The organism is Mycolicibacterium nivoides (assembly GCF_003855255.1).
Classification (GTDB): Bacteria; Actinomycetota; Actinomycetes; order Mycobacteriales; family Mycobacteriaceae; genus Mycobacterium; species Mycobacterium nivoides.
In genome coordinates this window covers 3,925,190-3,943,760 of record NZ_CP034072.1, presented here as the reverse complement: position 1 = coordinate 3,943,760, position 18,571 = coordinate 3,925,190, and the positions used below count along the sequence as shown (strand labels likewise).

Below are 18,571 nucleotides of genomic sequence, written 5' to 3'. Positions count from 1 at the left end.
TCAAGGAGGATTCGGGTGGATTTCACACCGAACCCAGAACAGCAGGCTGTCGCCGACGTGGTGACCTCTGTTCTGGAGCGCGACAACACCTGGGATGCACTGGTTTCCGGTGGTGTCGCGGCGCTGGGAGTGCCGGAACGACTCGGTGGTGACGGTCTGGGCCTGTCCGAGCTGTCGACGGCGTTGACCGAGATCGGCCGGCACGGCACGACAGGTCCGGCGCTGGCCACCGTGGGCCTTGGTCTGGTGACGCTGCTCGACCTGGCTTCCGACGCCCAGCAGGACCGCTACCTCGCCGGTGTGGCGACGGGTGCGGTGCTCTCGGCCGCGCTCAACGAACCCGGGAAGTCACTGCCGGAGCGTCCAGCGACCAACTTCGCGGAAGGCAAGCTCAACGGCACCAAAATCGGTGTGCCCTATGCCGAGACGGCCAAGTGGCTGCTGGTCACCGCCGACAACGCGGTGGTAGTGGTCTCACCCGAGGCCGACGGTGTGACGGTCACCAAGACTCCGACCTCCAACGGTTCCGACGAATACGCGGTCACGTTCGCCGACGTCGTGGTCGACGCCGCCGACGTGCTCGACGGCGCGAGTGCGCACCGGGTCAACCAGCTGGCGCTCGCCGCCACCGGGGCGTTCGCCGCCGGGCTGGTGGCCGGCGCGCTGCGGTTGACCGCCGACTACGTGGCCACCCGTGAGCAGTTCGGCCGCCCCCTCTCGACGTTCCAGACGGTGGCCGCACAACTGTCCGAGGTCTACATCGCCTCGCGGACAATCTCTTTGCTGTCCACTTCGGCGCTCTGGCGGCTGTCCGAGGGTCTCGACGCCGACGAGGACCTGGCCATCCTGGGCTACTGGCTCACCTCGCAGGCAGCGCCGGCCATGCGGCTGTGTCATCACCTGCACGGAGGTATGGGTATGGACATCACCTACCCGATGGACCGCTACTACTCCTCGATCAAGGATCTGACCCGACTGTTGGGCGGGCAAGCGCATCGCCTCGATTTGGTGGGAGCGTAATGTTCATCGATCTGACCCCGGAGCAGCGCGCGCTGCAAGCCGAACTGCGCGAATACTTCTCGACTCTCATCACGCCCGAAGAGGCCGCCGCGATGGAGTCCGACCGGCACAACGAGGCCTACCGTGCGGTGATCAAGCGCATGGGCAGCGACGGCAAGCTCGGCGTCGGTTGGCCCAAGGAGTACGGCGGCCTGGGCTTCGGCCCGGTGGAGCAGCAGATCTTCATCAACGAGGCCAACCGCGCCGACATCCCGTTGCCGATGGTCACGTTGCAGACGGTGGGCCCCACCCTGCAGGCTCTCGGCACCGAGGAACAGAAGAAGAAGTTCCTGCCCGGAATTCTCGCCGGTGAAGTGCATTTCGCCATCGGCTACTCCGAGCCCGACGCCGGCACCGACCTGGCATCCCTACGCACCACCGCGGTACGTCACGGTGACGAATACATCGTCAACGGGCAGAAGATGTGGACCACCGGCGCGCATGACGCCGACTACATCTGGCTGGCCTGCCGTACCGACCCGACGGCGGCCAAACACAAGGGCATCTCGATCCTGATCGTCGACACCAAGGATCCCGGCTACTCCTGGACCCCGATCATCCTGTCCGACGGCGCGCACCACACCAACGCGACGTACTACAACGATGTGCACGTGCCCGCCGACATGCTCGTGGGTGAGGAGAACGGCGGCTGGAAGCTCATCACCACCCAGCTCAACCACGAGCGCGTCGGCCTCGGGCCGGCCGGCCGCATCGCCGGCATCTACGACCAGGTGCACTCCTGGGCATCGAAGCCCGGTTCGGACGGTGTCACACCGATCGAGCAGGACGCCGTGAAACGTCTTCTGGGGCAGATCAAATCGATCTGGCGGATCAACGAGCTGCTCAACTGGCAGGTCGCGGCCTCCGGCGAGACCATCGCCGTGGCCGATGCCGCCGCCACCAAGGTGTTCTCCACCGAACGGTTGCAAGAGGTCGGCCGGTTGGCCGAAGAGATTGTCGGCGGTTACGGCAACCCGGCCGACTCGGAGACCGCCGAGCTGCTGGTCTGGCTGGACAAGATGACCAAGCGCAACCTGGTGATCACCTTCGGTGGTGGCGTCAACGAGGTGATGCGCGAGATGATCGCGGCGTCGGGCCTGCGGGTGCCGCGGGTGACCCGGTAGAGCGAAGGGCTGAGATGAGCGCGAATCTTCAGGCAGGGATCGACCAGATCATCGCGTCCGGGACGAGCAAGCCGACGGTGGCTCGGGACCCGGTGAATCAGCCCATGATTCACCACTGGGTCGACGCGATCGGTGACAAGAACCCGATCTACGTCGACGCGGAGGCGGCTCGAGCCGCGGGCCATCCCGGCATCGTGGCCCCGCCGGCGATGATCCAGGTCTGGACCATGATGGGGTTGGGACGCAGCCGGTCCGACGATGATCCGCTGGGCAGGGCGATGAAGCTGTTCGACGATGCCGGGTATGTCGGTGTCGTCGCCACCAACTGCGACCAGACCTATCACCGCTACCTCCAGCCCGGCGAGCAGGTGGTGATGAGCGCCGAGATTGTCGGCATCGTCGGTCCCAAGCAGACCGCCCTGGGTGAGGGTTACTTCATCAATCAGAAGATCCGCTGGCATGTCGGTGACGAGGAAGTCGCCGACATGGACTGGCGCATCATGAAGTTCCTTCCCGCCGGTAAGCAGGCAGCCGCGGAAGCAGCCGAAACCGAGGCGATCCCAGAGGATCTCGATCCGGACAAGCTGATGCGACCGTCCTCGTCACGGGATACCAAGTTCTTCTGGGACGGCATCAACGCCCACGAGCTGCGGATCCAGCGCCGCCCCGACGGCACATTGCAGCACCCGCCGGTGCCTGCGGTGTGGGCCGACAAGGACGCTCCCGCCGATTATCTCGTTGCCTCCGGTAAGGGCACGGTGTTCAGCTACGTCGTGCACCATGCGCCGAAGGTGCCCGGACGCAGCCTGCCGTTCGTGATCGCCCTCGTCGAACTCGAGGAGGGGGTCCGGATGCTGGGCGAGCTGCGCGGGGTCGCCGCCGACCAGGTGAAGATCGGCATGCCCGTCACCGCGACCTATCTCGACTTCCCGGACAGTGAGATCAGCCCGGCCTGGACGTTGTACGCATGGGAGCCACAAGCATGAGCCCGACCGTCTCCGACGTTCGAGTCGGCACCACACTTCCCGAACTCAAGATCTTCGGCGACCCGACGTTCATCGTCTCCACCGCCATCGCGACGCGCGACTACCAGGATGTGCACCACGATCGGGACCTGGCGCAGGCCAAGGGTTCCAAGGACATCTTCGTCAACATCCTGACCGACACCGGACTGGTCGGTCGGTACGTGACCGACTGGGCGGGTCCGAACGCGTTCGTCAAGTCGATCAAGCTGCGCCTCGGGGTGCCCTGGTATGCCTACGACACCATCACGTTCACCGGGGAGGTCACCGAGATCGAGGGTGACCTGGTGACACTGAAGGTGGTGGGCAGCAACAGCCTTGGCAACCACGTCATCGCCACGTCCACACTTACTTTGGGGGACAACTGATGCTCTCCGGCAAGGCAGCCATCGCCGGTATCGGCGCCACCGATTTCTCCAAGAATTCCGGTCGCAGTGAGCTGCGGCTGGCCGCCGAGGCCGTGCTCGACGCCCTCGAGGATGCCGGGCTCAAGCCGTCGGATGTCGACGGCCTGGTGACGTTCACGATGGACTCCAACCTGGAGACCGCCGTGGCCCGCTCCACCGGGATCGGGGACCTGAAGTTCTTCAGCCAGATCGGCTATGGCGGCGGCGCCGCAGCCGCGACCGTGCAGCAGGCGGCTCTGGCCGTCGCCACCGGTGTCGCGGAGGTTGTCGTCGCTTACCGGGCCTTCAACGAGCGCTCGGAGTTCCGGTTCGGTCAGGTGATGACCGGCCTGACCGTCAACGCCGACTCGCGCGGTGTCGAGTACAGCTGGTCCTATCCGCACGGGCTGAGCACCCCTGCCGCGTCGGTGGCCATGATCGCCCAGCGGTACATGCACGAATACGGCGCCACGAGTGCCGATTTCGGTGCGGTGTCGGTGGCCGACCGCAAGCACGCCGCCACCAACCCGAAGGCGTTCTTCTACGGCAAGCCGATCACCATCGAGGATCACCAGAATTCGCGGTGGATCGCCGAACCGCTGCGGCTGCTCGACTGCTGCCAGGAGAGCGACGGCGGCGTGGCCATCGTCGTCACCACGCCCGAGCGGGCCAAGGATCTCAAGCACCGGCCGGCGGTCATCGAGGCTGCCGCCCAGGGCGCAGGCACCGACCAGTTCACCATGTACTCGTACTACCGCGACGAGCTCGGTCTTCCCGAGATGGGTCTGGTCGGCCGTCAGCTCTGGGAGCAGAGTGGCCTGTCTCCCGACGACATTCAGACCGCGATCCTCTACGACCACTTCACGCCCTACACGCTGATCCAGCTCGAGGAGCTCGGTTTCTGCGGTAAGGGCGAGGCCAAGGACTTCATCGCCGGCGGCGCCATCGAGCTCGGCGGCCGGTTGCCGATCAACACCCACGGCGGTCAGCTCGGCGAGGCCTACATCCACGGGATGAACGGCATTGCCGAGGGTGTCCGCCAATTGCGGGGTACCTCGGTCAACCAGGTCGACAATGTCGAGCATGCGCTGGTCACCGCTGGAACCGGGGTGCCGACTTCGGGATTGATCCTCGGGTAAAAGGTGCATCGCCACCCCCGATCGGCACGGTAATGTTTGCTCCGGATGTGCATCACGCGTAGAAGGGGGCCGTGGCATGGGGATGCCGCGCGACAGTAGCCCGTACGGGTCGCAGACGTTGCAGGGACCGGCTTGGCCGAACATCGATGAAGACCAGTTGACCGCGGCTGCGGCGTCGTACACGAAGGTCGCGACCAAGATCAGCGGCAGCGTCGTCCCGCAGCAGACCAACCAGCTATCGAAGCTGACCGGTGAGTGGCAGGGCGGCGCGTCAGTGGCGGCCTCGGGCGAGGCGACCACGATGATCGCCGGTCACGAGGCGAATGCAGCCCAGGCGCAGGCCATCGCCACCGCGTTGACCACGATGGCGGCCGCCGTGGTCCAGACCAAGACCACACTCAATGCGGCCGCCGAAGAGGTCCAGCAGGAGGTCACCGCCCTGCAGGCGTTGCCGTTCAGCAACAAGCAGGAGCTGATCGAGAGCCGGATCAAGATGGGGCTGTCGCAGAACATCGCGACGGTCTCGGCCGCCAGCAGTGAGATGGCCAGCAGCCTCGGGACGATAGCCAACCTCCCGCAGGTCGGCACCCCGCCGACGGCTCAGGCGACGCAAGCGGCCCAAAAGGGCAGCGAGCAGATGATGCAGATGATCAGCCAGCTCCCGCAGATGCTGGGCCAGATCCCGCAGATGCTCGGGCAGATTCCCCAGCAGCTCTCCCAACCGCTGCAGCAGCTGTCGCAGCCCCTGCAGCAGCTCACGCAGATGCTGGGCTCGGGTGGCAAGGGCACCGGTGGCGGGCCCAGCCCGTTCTCGGCGTTCTCGAACCATCCGCTCGCCGGGGGATCCGGGCCGAGCAGCGGCGCGGGGATGGTCAAGGCGGCCGGATTGCCCGGTGGCTCGGGTGGCGGGAGTCCGCAGACCCCTCTGCTGTCGAAGATGGTCGGTGGCGGTACCGCACCGGTTTCCGTCGACGCCGGGGCCAGTGCCGCCGTGATCGGCGGCGTCGCGCCGGTGGCTGCCGCCAACGCGGCAGGCGGCATGGGCGGTGGCATGGGCATGATGGGCGGCGGCCAGCGCGCCGGTGGCGGCGGCGGGACGACGTCCGGACTGGCCGTCCCGGCCCCGCTGGAACACGAGTTGGGCGATGGCGATGACGACTATGACGACTGGTGATCTGACGCAAGGAGGGGACCGATGACCGCACCGATGCAGACGCCCGGCGCACTCAACTGGAGTGCCGCTGGAATCGAGCTACCGGACATGCCGCCGATCCAGGCCGGCGAAGACGCCATGAGCATGACCATTGCCGGGATCTTGCCCACCTTGGCGGCATCGCTGACCACGAACGTGACGGCCCTGTCGGCCAAAGAGAACATGTTCAACGCCAAGCTTTCTGACGCCCAGGGCGCCTATGAGAAAGCCGATGAATCCGGTGGGCAGGGCGTCGGCCAGCTCGGCCAGATGATGGGGCAGCTGGGACAGATGGGCCAGATGGCCGGCCAGCCCGCTCAGATGGCGGGCCAGATGGGTGGCCAGTTCGGCTCGCTCATGGAGCCGCTGATGAAGGCCATGGAAGGTGCCAAGGGCGACGGTGCGGGGAAAGACGGTGCGCCAGGTGCCGGCCAGCCCGGTGGCCCGGGTGGTCCCGGCGGTCCGAACCCGCAGCAGCAGCAGGAAGAGCGCGAGGCCAAGCTCAACGACAGGGACAAGCAGCAGAACGATCGGGAGACGGCCCAGAACGACCGCGACGTTGCGCAGGACCGGCGCGAAGCGGGCCTGGATGCTCGTGAGACTCAGATGACCGACCGCACCGAGCGGGCTCCGCAGGGCGCAGGCGCTGCCGCACCGAGTGAAAATCGTCCGAGTGCCGGGCCCGCCCCGGTGGCACCGCCGCAAGCTCCGGTTACGCCGCACGCGCCGGCGGCTCCGGTGGCCCCGCACCAGCCGCCGCCGCGTTACGACGATGGTGATTTGTCGCGCCGCATGTAAGCGGTATCAGAGTTGGGGTGCGGCGCCGGGGTTGAGAATTGTTGTGGTGTCCGCACCGCCGACCACGGTGCGGGCCAGGTCGGCCAGTCGTTGATTGGTTCGTCTGGCGTGCGAGCGCAGCAATACGAAGGATTCGTCCATGCCGATCGACCCGCGTTCGGCGAGAACGCCCTTTGCCTGTTCGATGATGGTTCGGCTGTTGAGAGCACTTTGCAGCTGCTGATTGATGATCTCGGCGCGGGTCAGGATGCGTTGGTGCAGTATCCCGACAGCAGCGACGTCTGCCAATCCTTGTCCGACTGCGAGATCGCCCTCTGACAATGCCCCTGGTTCGGTGCGAAACAGATTCACAGCGCCGATGCGCTCGTCTCGCAACCGCAATGGCAACGCGAACACCGCTGCGAACCCGTACTCCGCGGCGCGCTCGGCGAACGCGGGCCAACGTTGGCTTTCGGTTGGGATATCGGGTACCAGCACGGGGTTCCGAGTGACGTAGGACTCGAGGCATGGCCCGGCGTTCGCCTCGACTTGCAGCAATTCGAGCAGCCGGGTGTGTTCGCTGCTCGAGGCGAACACGTGCAGGCGCCCGTTCGCGTCACCGAGCATGATGCCCGCCGAGGAAACCGGCAGCAAAGCAGTGAGATTGTCAACGAGGCGCTGGGCGAACTCGACTACGTCGTAGTCTGCGACGAGGGTGTCCGCCAGTCCGACGAAGGTATTCGCTAGTTGCTCGTACCGGTCCATCATATCCCCTTACCGGAATCAATTTTTCCTTCTGCGCCTGTGGTCGTCAACGTTGCTCACGAGGTCACCGAAGGATCCGGATCCGGGTCCGGGTCTGGATCCGGTGCCGGGTCGGCATCGGCGCCTGGTGCGAACCTCAGCCGGCGATGTACAACCTCATGGGCGACTTCACTGAGCAAACGCCCGTGCGCGTAGGCGTGGGCCTGCAGGCGGACGTAGGCATCTCGGGCGCTGACCCCGAGCTGCGCGACGATCATCCCGGTGGCTTGGTGAACCTCGCGACTGCCTATGGGCTGGTCCCACACAGAACCGATCAAATCGATCGGGATATCTGTTCGATCCGGGCTCAGCAATGTCGCGGTCACCATCTCGGCTACCGCCAACGCATTGGCGAAATCGATGGCGGCCAGTTCGGCCGGAGCATCGCGGTACAGATCGAGGACACCTACTTGGATCGCACCGATTTGCAGCGGTAGTGCGTACATTGCGGCGACGCCGATGCCGGCGGCTTCATTCGCGAACGTCGGCCACCGCGCGTCCGGTGCGGACAGGTCCGCCACCACCACCGGGCCGCCGGATGCGATCGCGTCCACACCGGGTCCCTCGCCCAACGTGACCTGAGTCCATTCCGCACGTTCGGCGATGGCGTCGCTGGTCCGCAGGACTTCAAGCCCAACGTCCTCCACCTTCACCGAGATCCCCGCCCATGTGATCGGAAGAACCGATACGCATGTCTCGCACAGTCGCTGAGCCGGATCGTGGTCAGGCGAGGTCGTGTGGAAGGCAGCGAAAAACCTCGCACGCACATCCAACGGATCCGGCGCATTCACGGAACGCTCCGCTCTGTCCATCGGTCGAGTCCGAACCCTTACCGTACCGGCTGACCACGGCTCACGGCCGACCACCGACCGGAGAGGACGTCGCGTCAAGGCGCGGGGTGTCAGCGCGGCGCAACGGTCAGCCCAACTAAATAGCTGATGCAGTTGAACGTCCCTACAAATATTCGAAACATGTTTGCTATATAACGATCTAGATAATAAATCCATGCCATGGAAAGTGCTTCCGGTGAGCCAGGCGGCGACGGGTGGCCAGCGACTCGATGGGTCGCCGCGATCAGTGCGCCACCAAGCTCCATGCGTCGGAAATTGCGACCGGGTAACCCGTCAGCCTGCAGTGTTTCCCATGAAAAGCTCTTTTGGCCGACGCAACCGTGGCAAGTGCGTGGTGGGAAGTGGTTCGTCATGGGGCGCGTCATCAACGACGCTTCTGGAATGGGCGGGCTGGGTTTCAGTACCGGACGCTGAAGCTATGGCAAACAAATAGGTCGTGTGCTAGATTCGCACATCTGGTAGCGGGTGCATCTCCCGCAAAATTGCTGAAGCCAGTTCAAATTGATCTTGTCGCCCGGTCCCTGCGGCAGGTGGGACAACCTGGCCATAGAGCGAGGGGCCAAGATGGCGATCGTGGTCGCATTGACGAGTTTCGAGGCCGGAGCGGGTCTTGAGCGCAAGTTCACGCCGGGAGCGCTACTCGCGGGCCGGCTCCGAAGTGAACCGGACACGGCTGAACCGTCTCCGGTTTGCGATTAGACGAAGCGGTCACATGGACGAGTTTTCCGCCAGCCCGATCTCGGCCCCGATCTGTGCCCTCACAGCGGTGGAACCCGGGGCAGGACTGCGGGTGACCGCACCTGCAGGATTAGCGCACGAGGTGTGCGGACAGGCCGGGGGCAACGGCCACCGGCCGGCGCATCCTCGTGGGTCCGCGACCGGATCTGGTGGAGTATTCGACCGACTCGTGCCGATGACCGCTGTCGGCAGGGGCGAGTCGTCCTGGGAAGCTGACTCCGGCGGGGGCCTGCTCCGCGAAGCGCGAGTTCTGATCGTCGACGACTGCACGCTGTACCGCGATTATGTGGCCGCTGTTGTTGCCTCGCATGGAGTGACTGCGCCCGGTGTTGCGTGGGATCTTCCTTCGTTGATCGCCTCGTTTGAAGCGACACTGCCCCGAGTCATTCTGGTGAACATGGCGACTCGTGACAGTGCGGGATTACTGAGGAGCGCGCTGAATTTGGGCCCGCACGTGCGAGTTGTCGCTCTGGGTGTGTTCGAGGACGACGAATCGGAGATCGTGGCGTGTGCCGAGGCGGGTGTGGCTGGGTATCACCTACGCACCGAATCGCTTGAGGACCTGCTTGTTTTGATACACAAGGTTGCTGCAGGCGAATCGCATTGTTCGCCACGCGTTTCGGCGGTACTGCTCCGCAGGCTGTCATCGCTCGCCTCGCAACGGCAGCCGGTACCAAAGGAACTAGCCCTCACCGACCGCGAAGCCCAGATCCTCGGGATGCTGAAATTGGGCCTTTCGAACCGGGATATCGCGGAGCAGCTGTGTATTGCTGTCCACACGGTCAAGAACCACGTGCACAGCCTGCTCTCCAAGCTGGGTGTGAGCACCCGCGCCCAAGCGGCGGCGCTCGCCCGAACCATTGAGTACGAAGAGGATTTTGCGGGGAACTAGTCCGGGACCCACTCGGAATTCGCTCGGATGACCTATATACCAATGCCTTTCGGCATCCGATAGTGAAGTGGTGTCTACCGAGTTTACTCAGACGGCGATTGCCGACACCGATGAGGTTGCCGACGTGGTTGCGGACTTTTCCGCCGCGGCTCGCGAGTGGCCTCATTGCGCCGCCGTCGTGCACAACGGGTCCGTCATCACCTATCGAGACCTCGCAGAGCAGGTCCGCCTTACCGCGTTGCATTACCGGCCAGGGCGATTCGGCGTCGAAGGAGCGTCCGGCCTGACCGGCGCGGTAGTTGCGCACACGCCGGCTGCGGTGAACCACCTGCTGGGAAGTCTCCAAGCCGGTGCGACCTACTGCCCGATCGACGCCGGGCTTCCGGTCGTCCGCAAGCAGGCGCTCGCGGCAGCGATCGGCGTGGACCGGCTGTTTGCGGAGGCTTGGGACCCGCGCGAACGAACGAAGCTGCGGGTCGAGTCGCTCGACGAGGACCCCGTGGTTGCGGATGTCGATCTGCCGCAGCCTTTGTGGGACCGGAGCGATGCGGCGTATGTGCTGTGCACCTCGGGCTCCACCGGGGCGCCGAAGCCAGTCGTGGTCTCGCGGCAAGCCTTGAGCGTGACGGTGCGCGCGCTGCGCCACCTTTTTGCACTCACCCCAGAGGACCGCGTGCTCCAGTTCGCGTCGCTGGGCTGGGACACCTGCTTGGAGGAGATCGTGCCTGCGCTAACCTCCGGTGCGACATTGGTTTTCGATGATGCGGCCTACTCCGGCTCGTTCCCGCGCTTCATTCGTATGCTGGCGGAGCGGGAAATCAGCGTGCTCGACCTGCCAACGGCGTTCTGGCACGAATTGGTGCTCTTCCTGGATGAGGAGCGTGCACTGCTGCCGAGCAGCATCCGGTTGATGGTGATCGGCGGCGAGCGGGTTGATCCAACACGACTGAGGCGATGGCGCGATCTAGACGTCGGGCATATCAGGTTGCTCAACACCTACGGTTGCACCGAGACGACGATGATCACCCATGCGGTGCAACTGAGCGGCCCTGGCACCGACCCTGGTGTCGCGTACGTGGACGACGACGTGCCGCTCGGGCGCCCGTTGCCCCACGTGCGCGATCACGTCTCCGATGACGGAGAGCTACTGGTGTCGGGCCCCGCCCTGGCCAACGGATACCTCGGCGCACCGGAACTGACCGCGACGGGTTTCCCGGTCGCCGATCACGGATCCGGACCGATCCGGTGGTTCCGCACCGGTGATCTGGTCGTCCGCGGCGAGCGCGGGTTGCTGTACTCCCGTGGTCGCACTGACGAACAGGTGAAAGTCCTTGGGGTAAGGGTGCATCCGGCCGAGGTGGAGGCGCAATTGACCAGCCACCCCGCGGTCGGGGGTGCGGTCGTGGTCGGCGAACGGCGACTCGGTCGAACAGCGTTGACGGCCTATGTTGTCCCGCTCGCAGAGGTTGCTCCGAGTGAGCTGCAGGGTTACCTGCGTCAGCGGCTACCCAGCCAATTCGTGCCAAGCGCAGTGAGATTCATCGCTGCACTCAGCTACACGGCCAGCGGCAAAGTTGATCGGACGGCCACGTCGCGTGCCGCAGCAGAGTACGACGGAAGAGGATCCTGCCGATGAGCGCCGGCCATATCGTCCAGATATTCCGTAGGGTCCTCGACACGATCGAGGTGCATCCCCAGTCCGACTTCTTTGACCTCGGCGGTGATTCGCTGCTCGCCACCCGGGTCCTCAGTGCGATAGCACGGGACTTCGGGCCGGAGCTGTCGTGGGAGGACTTCATCGAGAATCCCTCGGCAGAGGGGCTGTTCGCCAAAGTCTGCGCCGCGGCGCCATGACCGGGGAAGACATGCGCGTCGTCGTCGTCGGTGCCGGGCTGGCCGGGCTGACTGCTGCTCTCGACCTGGCGGCCGCCGGCGCGGACGTCACGGTGCTGGAGGCGCGTGATCGGGTAGGTGGCCGTATGCACGGCATCGCGCTGTCCGAGGGGGTCGTCGCCGATGGCGGTGCCGCCTATCTGGGTGTGCGGCACACCGAGCTGCTCGCACTGTTACGGGAATACAGACTTGGCGTGGTCTCCACGGCCATGGTCGGGGATAGCACCTTCTTGGTATCCGATCAACGGACGACAACTGTGAGTCGGGTGCCTCCGCTGGATGCGGTCGCACTCGGCGATCTGTTCGATCGGCTGGAGGACCTCGTTGCACAGGTCCGGCCAGATGCTCCGTGGCAGAGCCCACGCGCGGAACACCTCGACCAGCTGCCTGCCGCTAGTTGGCTTGCCGACGCGGTCAAGCATCCAGATGCGCGGACCTTTTTCCCGCTGTTCATCGGCGAGATGATGGCGGCCGATCCGGCGGCGATCTCCGTTCTGCACATGGCCTTCTATCTGCGCTCCGGCGGGGGGATCCGGTACCTCAACGCCTTCGAGGGCGGCGCCCAGCAGTGGCGGATTGATGGTGGCGCACATCGGCTTTGTGAGGCGCTCGCTGAGCGGCTCGGTGAGCGCGTGCGATTGGGCCGTCCGGTCTCTGCGATCGATCAGGGCGCCGACGAAGTTGTGGTGCACTGTGTTTCGGATCTCGATGGCACACGTTCCGAGTATCGGGCCGACCAGGTTGTCGTCGCCATTCCGCCGCTGCTGGCGCAGCGGATCGAGTTCCGGCCGGTGCTGCCCGCCCCGCGAGCGACGGCGGCAACGGGCCGCGGCTGCGCGGTCAAAGTCCATCTGAGCTATCCCGCTCCGATCTGGCGTGAGCAGGGCCTGTCCGGGTGGTCCGTGAGCGCGCACGGACCACTGCTGTCCACGGTCGATGATTCTCCACCGGATGAATCTGCTGGTCTGCTAACGGGATTCGTCACCGGTGCAGCAGCATCGGCTTTCAGCGCGCTGGCGCCGGACGAGAAGCGGGATGTGGCCCTGCTTCACACCGACCGGCTCTTTCCGCAGTTGGCGCCGCCGTCGCAATGCACGGTGACCGACTGGTTGGCGGAGAAGTACAGCAGGGGATGTTATGCCGCCCTGTTCGGACCCGGCGACTGGTTGCGGCTGGGACCGACACTGACCGAACCCCATGGGCGTGTTCATTGGGCGGGCACCGAAACCAGCCTGGAGTTCTTCGGGCTGATGGAGGGCGCGATCAGGTCAGGTCGACGTGTCGCGACCGAATTGATCCATGGCGCCGAACCGGCGAACCATTCGAGAGAGGCGCTGTCGCGATGACAACACTCATTGAGCCCGAACAGGCTGGCTTCACGGCCGTTGCCGACCAGCCGTATATCTATGTACGCAAAGAGCTGTTCGAGCCCGACTGGCGACGCTACCCAGGTTGGGCGGCGGTCACCGAATCCGATTGGCGAGATCCGCAATGGCAGCGCGCCCACTCGGTCAAGAACATCGGCCAGCTGCGCGCTGTGGTGGGGGACCTCCTCGACGAGCGGTTCTATTCCGACCTTGCCGCCGACCAACAACAGCAGGCGACCATGTCGATGCTGCTGCCGCCGCAGATGCTGAACACCATGGCTCCCCATTGCGCACCGGAACGCCGCAGCCTCACCGAGGCCTTCTATGCCGATCCGATTCGGCGTTACATGTTGCCGGTGCTCAGCGATCGCGAACCGGCATGGGGATCACACCCTTACGCCGAGCGAGATTCGTTGCACGAGAGCGACATGTGGGTCGTGGAGGGGCTCACCCATCGATACCCGACCAAGGTTCTCGCCGAATTGCTGTCGACCTGTCCGCAATATTGCGGCCACTGCACCCGAATGGATCTGATCGGGAATTCCACGCCAACGGTCACCAAGGCCAAGCTCGCCCTGCGTCCGGTTGACCGGCAGGACCTGATGTTGGACTACCTGAGGGCCACACCGACGGTCCGTGATGTCGTGGTGTCCGGCGGGGATGTTGCCAACGTCCCCTGGCCGAGGCTCGAATCATTTGTCATGCAATTGCTCGACATCGACACCATCCGCGACATCCGCTTGGCGACCAAGGCGCTGGCCGGGCTGCCGCAGCACTGGCTGCAATCGAAGGTGGTCGACGGAGTCAATCGGGTGGCCCACGTTGCCGCTGCCCGGGGGGTAAACCTGGCGCTGCACACCCACATCAACCATGTGCAGTCGGTGACTCCGCTTGTCGCAGAGGCGGGGCGGGCTCTGCTCGACGCGGGGTTGCGCGACGTGCGCAACCAGGGAGTGCTGATGCGTGGGGTGAACGCCTCGGCCGACGACCTCCTCGACCTGTGCTTCGCGCTTCAGGGCGAAGCAAACATCCTGCCCTACTACTTCTACATGTGCGACATGATCCCCAATGCCGAACATTGGCGGACCCCAGTGTGGCAAGCGCAGCAGTTGCAGTCGTCGATCATGGGTTATCTGCCCGGCTTTGCGACACCGCGACTCGTTTGTGACGTGCCTTTCGTCGGTAAGCGGTGGGTCCATCAGGCGGTCCGATACGACCGAAACCTGGGCATCTCGTACTGGAGCAAGAACTACCGCACCGTGTTGGATGCAGCGGACCCAGACGCCTTGAACCACGTCTACCCGTTCTACGACCCGATCGACAGTCTGCCGGCCTCTGGGCAGACATGGTGGCGAGAAGCTCGCGACTGCCCAAGTGACACAGCAGTTCCGGTCGGATGACGGCCATGAAGTTGGGGTGAATGATGCAACAGACCGAAATCCAGGCGAGACCCGTCGATGATCGTTCCGACGATGGGAACGGGCATCGTCCCGCGGTCGGTGACACAGCCGCAATCCCGCCGAAACCCGAGGCAGCCAACGGTAGCCCTTCGGTTTCCATACCCAGTCTCATGCCGAGCCAGGTATTCGAGCGCACCATTTGGCAACGGCGCTACGCAGCCAAGCTGCGGCTGACCGACACCTTGATCGTCTGCATGGCAGTGGTTCTGGCGCAATACATCCGATTCGGAACCACCGCTTCGAGCGCAGAATACTTCAAGTACTTCGTGCCGGGCTCTTCTGTCGTGTTCATCTTGGTGTGGCTCGCTACTCTGGCCGGACTCCACACTCGGTCCGCGCGGATCATCGGTTCGGGTATCGAGGAGTATCGGCGCGTGGTCGCCGCGTCCTTCTGGACGTTCGGAGCGATCGCGATTGTCACGCTTCTCCTCAAGGTCGACGTCGTGCGCGGCTACCTGGCGGTCGCGCTGCCCGTGGGGACTCTGTGCCTGGTACTGAGTAGATTGCTCTGGCGCGGTCGCGTGGCGAGCAAGCGCACTTCCGGCGGCTGTCAAACTGCGGTGTTGGCCATCGGAGAACTCGATGCGGTGCAGACGCTTGCCAACGAGCTGACCCGAAATCCGGTCGATGGCTATCGCGTGGTGGGGGTCGGGATACCAGGCTATGGCCCCCCTCGGGGCGAACAGATCATCGTCAACGGTCGGTCTGTCCCAATCATCGGCGCAGAGAGCCACGTGTTGGCGGCGATCCGCACTTGCGAGGCCGACACCGTCGCCATTGCAGGCACGGAACACTTCGGTGTCAAGGGAATCCGCCGACTGATCTGGGATCTCGAGCCGATGGGCGTTGATCTCGTGGTGTCCACCGGAGTCATGGACGTTGCCCTTGCCCGGCTTGTGATGCGACCAATAGCCGGACTACCACTGCTGCACATCGAGAAGCCCCAGTATCTCGGCGCGAAGCGGTTCCAGAAACGGGCTTTTGACATTTGTTTCGCGTCGGCGGCTCTCATCGTGACCCTGCCGATACTGATCACCACCGCCATAGCGATCAAACTGAGCGGCCGGGGCCCCGTTTTCTACTGCTCCGAACGGATCGGCATCGATGGCAAGCCGTTCTCGATGATGAAGTTCCGCACCATGGTCAAGGACGCCGACAAGCAGTTGGCCAAACTGTTGAGCGCCAACGAAGGTGACGGCCCGCTTTTCAAGATCCATGACGATCCGCGCATCACCGGTGTCGGCCGTACCCTGCGGCGGTTCAGTATCGACGAACTGCCCCAGTTCCTCAATGTGTTGCGGGGGGAGATGAGTGTCGTCGGCCCCCGGCCACCGTTGCGGCGGGAGGTGGAGGCATACGACTGCGACGTGTTGCGCCGACTGCTGGTGAAACCAGGTGTAACAGGCTTGTGGCAGGTGAGCGGACGATCCGATCTCTCCTGGGAGCGATCCGTCCGACTGGACCTCTCGTATGTCGACAACTGGTCGATGATCGAAGACGTTCTGATCATCGTCAAGACACTGCGGGCAGTGTTCCGACGCGCCGGGGCCTACTGAGGTTGTCATGGGCGATCAGATAGCTGTCACGGTCCTGGGGATCAACTATTCTCCGGAACCCTTTGGCATTGCGCCATATACGACAGGACTGTGTCGTGGCCTGGCGAGCAGGGGTTACCGGGTCAATGTCGTAACCGGAATGCCCCACTATCCCGAGTGGAGGTTGCCGGAGGAATATCGCTGGAAGTGGACATCGAGCGAGATGGTGGATGGCGTCTCCCTGAAGCGGGTACGACATTCGGTTCCGGCAAGGGCGTCGAACGTTCGCCGCCTTCTCATGGAGGCAACCTTCGGCGCGCGCGCCGCGGCATCACGGTGGAACCGGCCAGACGTGGTCATCTGCACAACACCGGCACTGATCTCGACTGCGGCCCAATGTCTGAGACGTCGTGCATCCGTCCGGCACCGTCCCGCATTCGGTGTCTGGGTTCAGGATCTCTACGCCGTCGGTCTGAGTGAAACTCAGAATCGGGGATCCGCCGCGGCCGGGCTTGTCGGTCGGCTGGAGAGCTGGGTGATGCAAGAGGCCGATGCCATCGTGGTGGCACACAACCGGTTCCGGGATCAGATCGTGCAGGCAGCGCAGGTAGATCCGGTCAAGATCACAACGATCAGAAACTGGACCCACGTTCGGTCGTCTGACACAAGCGACCGAACTGTGAGCCGTGGGCGCCTGGGTTGGGCAGACCACGAAACGGTGGTGCTGCATGCCGGGAACATGGGTGTCAAACAGGGTCTCGAGAACGTCGTCCGCGCCGCTCAGATCGCAGAGAAAGATCAACTGAACCTGCGCTTCGTTCTCATGGGCGACGGAAATCAGCGAAGCACGCTCGAAGCGATGGCAGGTCAGATGACCCGCTTGGAGATCCGGGACCCGCTCCCGCAAGGAGATTTCGCGGCGGCTTTGAAGGCCGCCGACATCCTGCTGGTGAACGAGAGACCCGGGGTGGCCGAGATGTCGATACCGAGCAAGCTCACCTCTTACTTCCAGAGCGGGACACCTGTACTGGCATCCATTGGCCCGGAAAGCAATGCAGCACAGGAGATCTTGGACTCAAAAGCCGGAATTGTGGTCCAAGGAGGGGATCCGTCGCTGCTCGTCGATGCTGCCGCATCACTCGGCGGAGACGCCGATCTACGGATGAAGTTGGGGGCCAACGGTGTCGAGTACGCGGCGGCTGAACTCAGCGAGAAGGCGTCGATAGACAAGTTCGACCAGTGGATCAAGAGCGTGTTGGCGGCGCAGAAGAGTTGAGGGAGTGGGATTGTGCTGATGGACAGAGTGGCACTGATTACCGGGATCACCGGGCAGGACGGCTCGTATCTGGCCGAGTTGCTGTTGGCCAAGGGCTATGAAGTTCACGGCCTGATCAGGCGGGCATCGACGTTCAACACGGTCCGTGTCGAGCACATCTACCAGGATCCACACAGCCCCGATGCCCGGTTGTTCCTGCACTACGGTGACATGTCCGACGGTGCCAGACTGTCGATGCTGATGAGCAAGATCAATCCCGACGAGGTCTACAACCTTGCGGCGCAATCTCACGTGCGGGTGTCGTTCGATGAGCCGGAACACACCGGAAGTGTCACGGGTGTTGGTTCTGTCCGCCTACTTGAGGCGGTGCGGCAAGCCGGACTGTCGTGCCGGTACTACCAAGCGTCGAGTTCTGAGATGTTCGGCGCCTCCCCACCGCCGCAAAGTGAAGCCACCCCGTTCTATCCGAGGTCTCCCTACGGCGCCGCGAAGGTGTACTCGTATTGGGTCACAAAGAATTACCGGGAAGCCTACGGGATGTTCGCGGTCAACGGGATCCTGTTCAATCACGAGTCTCCTCGGCGCGGTGAGACCTTTGTGACCCGGAAGATCACCCGCGCCGTGGCCCGGATCAAGGCAGGCATGCAACACGAACTGTTTCTGGGCAATCTCGACGCGGTGCGTGACTGGGGATATGCGCCCGAGTTCGTGGAAGGAATGTGGCGGATGCTCCAAGCCGACGAGCCGGATGACTATGTACTTGCCACCGGCCAGGGGAACACCGTGCGGGAGTTCGTCCGAATCGCATTCGAACGAGCGGGGCTGAACTGGCCGGACTATGTGAGATTCGACGAGAACTACGTGCGTCCCGCTGAGGTCGACGCGCTTGTCGGAGATTCCTCCAAGGTTGCCCGACTGCTCGATTGGAAGGCGGAGGTCTACACGCCCGAACTAGCCGCGATCATGGTGGACGCGGATATCGCGGCTCTCCGGTGTGCAGGCACTCCATGGGTGGACAAACCCGTGTTGGCCGGCTGGGAATAGCGGAGCGAGCCC

The 18,571-nt window shown here is 64.1% G+C and carries 17 protein-coding genes; 15 read left to right on the top strand and 2 right to left on the bottom strand.

Translation table 11 applies throughout. The features are described from left to right. Positions 1–15 precede the first annotated feature (15 nt). The 7 genes from EH231_RS19225 (at position 16) to EH231_RS19195 (ending at position 6,720) form a co-directional block, all read left to right on the top strand. On the top strand, positions 16–1,020 hold the full coding sequence (locus EH231_RS19225; protein WP_124713092.1) for an acyl-CoA dehydrogenase family protein: 1,005 nt from the start codon (positions 16–18) through the stop codon (positions 1,018–1,020). Further along, a complete protein-coding gene (fadE29, locus tag EH231_RS19220; RefSeq protein ID WP_090430627.1) occupies positions 1,020–2,183 on the top strand; it encodes an acyl-CoA dehydrogenase FadE29 in 1,164 nt (387 codons plus the stop codon). The genes EH231_RS19225 and fadE29 overlap by 1 nt, the downstream gene beginning before the upstream one ends. Before the next feature lie 14 nt (positions 2,184–2,197). Further along, positions 2,198–3,169, top strand: a complete 972-nt coding sequence (locus tag EH231_RS19215) for a bifunctional MaoC family dehydratase N-terminal/OB-fold nucleic acid binding domain-containing protein (protein ID WP_124713091.1) — start codon at positions 2,198–2,200, stop codon at positions 3,167–3,169. Continuing rightward, a complete protein-coding gene (locus EH231_RS19210; protein WP_164480954.1) occupies positions 3,166–3,573 on the top strand; it encodes a MaoC family dehydratase in 408 nt (135 codons plus the stop codon). The genes EH231_RS19215 and EH231_RS19210 overlap by 4 nt, the downstream gene beginning before the upstream one ends. Then, a complete protein-coding gene (locus EH231_RS19205; protein ID WP_124713090.1) occupies positions 3,573–4,730 on the top strand; it encodes a 17-hydroxy-3-oxo-4-pregnene-20-carboxyl-CoA lyase in 1,158 nt (385 codons plus the stop codon). Before EH231_RS19210 ends, EH231_RS19205 begins: the two co-directional genes overlap by 1 nt. Positions 4,731–4,806: 76 nt before the next feature. Further along, positions 4,807–5,904 (top strand): hypothetical protein, encoded by a 1,098-nt coding sequence (locus tag EH231_RS19200; RefSeq protein ID WP_090430635.1) that lies wholly within the window; start codon positions 4,807–4,809, stop codon positions 5,902–5,904. Positions 5,905–5,925: 21 nt separating this feature from the next. Next, positions 5,926–6,720: a hypothetical protein gene (locus EH231_RS19195; RefSeq protein WP_124713089.1), complete on the top strand. Its 795-nt coding sequence runs from the start codon at positions 5,926–5,928 to the stop codon at positions 6,718–6,720. A 6-nt stretch (positions 6,721–6,726) separates the two neighbouring features. On the opposite strand, the gene EH231_RS19190 is transcribed toward EH231_RS19195, so the two are convergent. After that, positions 6,727–7,464, bottom strand: coding sequence for a GAF and ANTAR domain-containing protein (locus EH231_RS19190; protein ID WP_124713088.1), 738 nt, complete (start codon positions 7,462–7,464; stop codon positions 6,727–6,729). A gap of 56 nt (positions 7,465–7,520) precedes the next feature. Further along, complete coding sequence (locus EH231_RS33935; RefSeq protein WP_164480953.1) at positions 7,521–8,150, bottom strand: ANTAR domain-containing protein; 630 nt, start codon at positions 8,148–8,150, stop codon at positions 7,521–7,523. Between the two features lie 1,117 nt (positions 8,151–9,267). Here EH231_RS33935 and EH231_RS19180 point away from each other — a divergent pair. The 8 genes from EH231_RS19180 to gmd all read left to right on the top strand — a co-directional run bounded on the left by EH231_RS19180 (position 9,268) and on the right by gmd (position 18,559). Continuing rightward, positions 9,268–9,984 carry a LuxR C-terminal-related transcriptional regulator gene (locus tag EH231_RS19180; protein ID WP_164480952.1) on the top strand — a complete coding sequence of 239 codons (717 nt, stop codon included), beginning with the start codon at positions 9,268–9,270 and terminating at the stop codon, positions 9,982–9,984. Positions 9,985–10,051: 67 nt separating this feature from the next. Continuing rightward, positions 10,052–11,620, top strand: coding sequence for an AMP-binding protein (locus EH231_RS19175; RefSeq protein ID WP_241177769.1), 1,569 nt, complete (start codon positions 10,052–10,054; stop codon positions 11,618–11,620). Beyond that, entirely contained in the window at positions 11,617–11,838 is a 222-nt protein-coding gene (locus tag EH231_RS19170; protein ID WP_124713085.1) for an acyl carrier protein, read from the top strand. Before EH231_RS19175 ends, EH231_RS19170 begins: the two co-directional genes overlap by 4 nt. Beyond that, positions 11,835–13,223 carry a flavin monoamine oxidase family protein gene (locus EH231_RS19165; RefSeq protein WP_241177768.1) on the top strand — a complete coding sequence of 463 codons (1,389 nt, stop codon included), beginning with the start codon at positions 11,835–11,837 and terminating at the stop codon, positions 13,221–13,223. Before EH231_RS19170 ends, EH231_RS19165 begins: the two co-directional genes overlap by 4 nt. Then, positions 13,220–14,644 carry a KamA family radical SAM protein gene (locus EH231_RS19160; protein WP_124713084.1) on the top strand — a complete coding sequence of 475 codons (1,425 nt, stop codon included), beginning with the start codon at positions 13,220–13,222 and terminating at the stop codon, positions 14,642–14,644. The genes EH231_RS19165 and EH231_RS19160 overlap by 4 nt, the downstream gene beginning before the upstream one ends. Positions 14,645–14,667: 23 nt before the next feature. Beyond that, positions 14,668–16,260 carry a sugar transferase gene (locus EH231_RS19155; RefSeq protein ID WP_124714323.1) on the top strand — a complete coding sequence of 531 codons (1,593 nt, stop codon included), beginning with the start codon at positions 14,668–14,670 and terminating at the stop codon, positions 16,258–16,260. A gap of 7 nt (positions 16,261–16,267) precedes the next feature. Further along, positions 16,268–17,515 carry a glycosyltransferase family 4 protein gene (locus EH231_RS19150; RefSeq protein ID WP_124713083.1) on the top strand — a complete coding sequence of 416 codons (1,248 nt, stop codon included), beginning with the start codon at positions 16,268–16,270 and terminating at the stop codon, positions 17,513–17,515. 18 nt (positions 17,516–17,533) lie between these two features. Continuing rightward, positions 17,534–18,559, top strand: a complete 1,026-nt coding sequence (gene gmd / locus EH231_RS19145) for a GDP-mannose 4,6-dehydratase (protein ID WP_124713082.1) — start codon at positions 17,534–17,536, stop codon at positions 18,557–18,559. The last annotated feature ends 12 nt before the right edge of the window (positions 18,560–18,571 follow it).

Bases quoted from the DNA above. Each gene is read 5' to 3' on its own strand.
- EH231_RS19180 (WP_164480952.1), top strand. From the start codon at position 9,268: ATGACCGCTGTCGGCAGGGGCGAGTCGTCCTGGGAAGCTGACTCCGGC.
- fadE29 (WP_090430627.1), top strand. From the start codon at position 1,020: ATGTTCATCGATCTGACCCCGGAGCAGCGCGCGCTGCAAGCCGAACTG.
- EH231_RS19160 (WP_124713084.1), top strand. From the start codon at position 13,220: ATGACAACACTCATTGAGCCCGAACAGGCTGGCTTCACGGCCGTTGCC.
- EH231_RS19210 (WP_164480954.1), top strand. From the start codon at position 3,166: ATGAGCCCGACCGTCTCCGACGTTCGAGTCGGCACCACACTTCCCGAA.
- EH231_RS19170 (WP_124713085.1), top strand. From the start codon at position 11,617: ATGAGCGCCGGCCATATCGTCCAGATATTCCGTAGGGTCCTCGACACG.
- EH231_RS19195 (WP_124713089.1), top strand. From the start codon at position 5,926: ATGACCGCACCGATGCAGACGCCCGGCGCACTCAACTGGAGTGCCGCT.
- EH231_RS19165 (WP_241177768.1), top strand. From the start codon at position 11,835: ATGACCGGGGAAGACATGCGCGTCGTCGTCGTCGGTGCCGGGCTGGCC.
- gmd (WP_124713082.1), top strand. From the start codon at position 17,534: ATGGACAGAGTGGCACTGATTACCGGGATCACCGGGCAGGACGGCTCG.
- EH231_RS19200 (WP_090430635.1), top strand. From the start codon at position 4,807: ATGGGGATGCCGCGCGACAGTAGCCCGTACGGGTCGCAGACGTTGCAG.
- EH231_RS19155 (WP_124714323.1), top strand. From the start codon at position 14,668: ATGCAACAGACCGAAATCCAGGCGAGACCCGTCGATGATCGTTCCGAC.
- EH231_RS19150 (WP_124713083.1), top strand. From the start codon at position 16,268: ATGGGCGATCAGATAGCTGTCACGGTCCTGGGGATCAACTATTCTCCG.
- EH231_RS19190 (WP_124713088.1), bottom strand. From the start codon at position 7,464: ATGGACCGGTACGAGCAACTAGCGAATACCTTCGTCGGACTGGCGGAC.
- EH231_RS19205 (WP_124713090.1), top strand. From the start codon at position 3,573: ATGCTCTCCGGCAAGGCAGCCATCGCCGGTATCGGCGCCACCGATTTC.
- EH231_RS19215 (WP_124713091.1), top strand. From the start codon at position 2,198: ATGAGCGCGAATCTTCAGGCAGGGATCGACCAGATCATCGCGTCCGGG.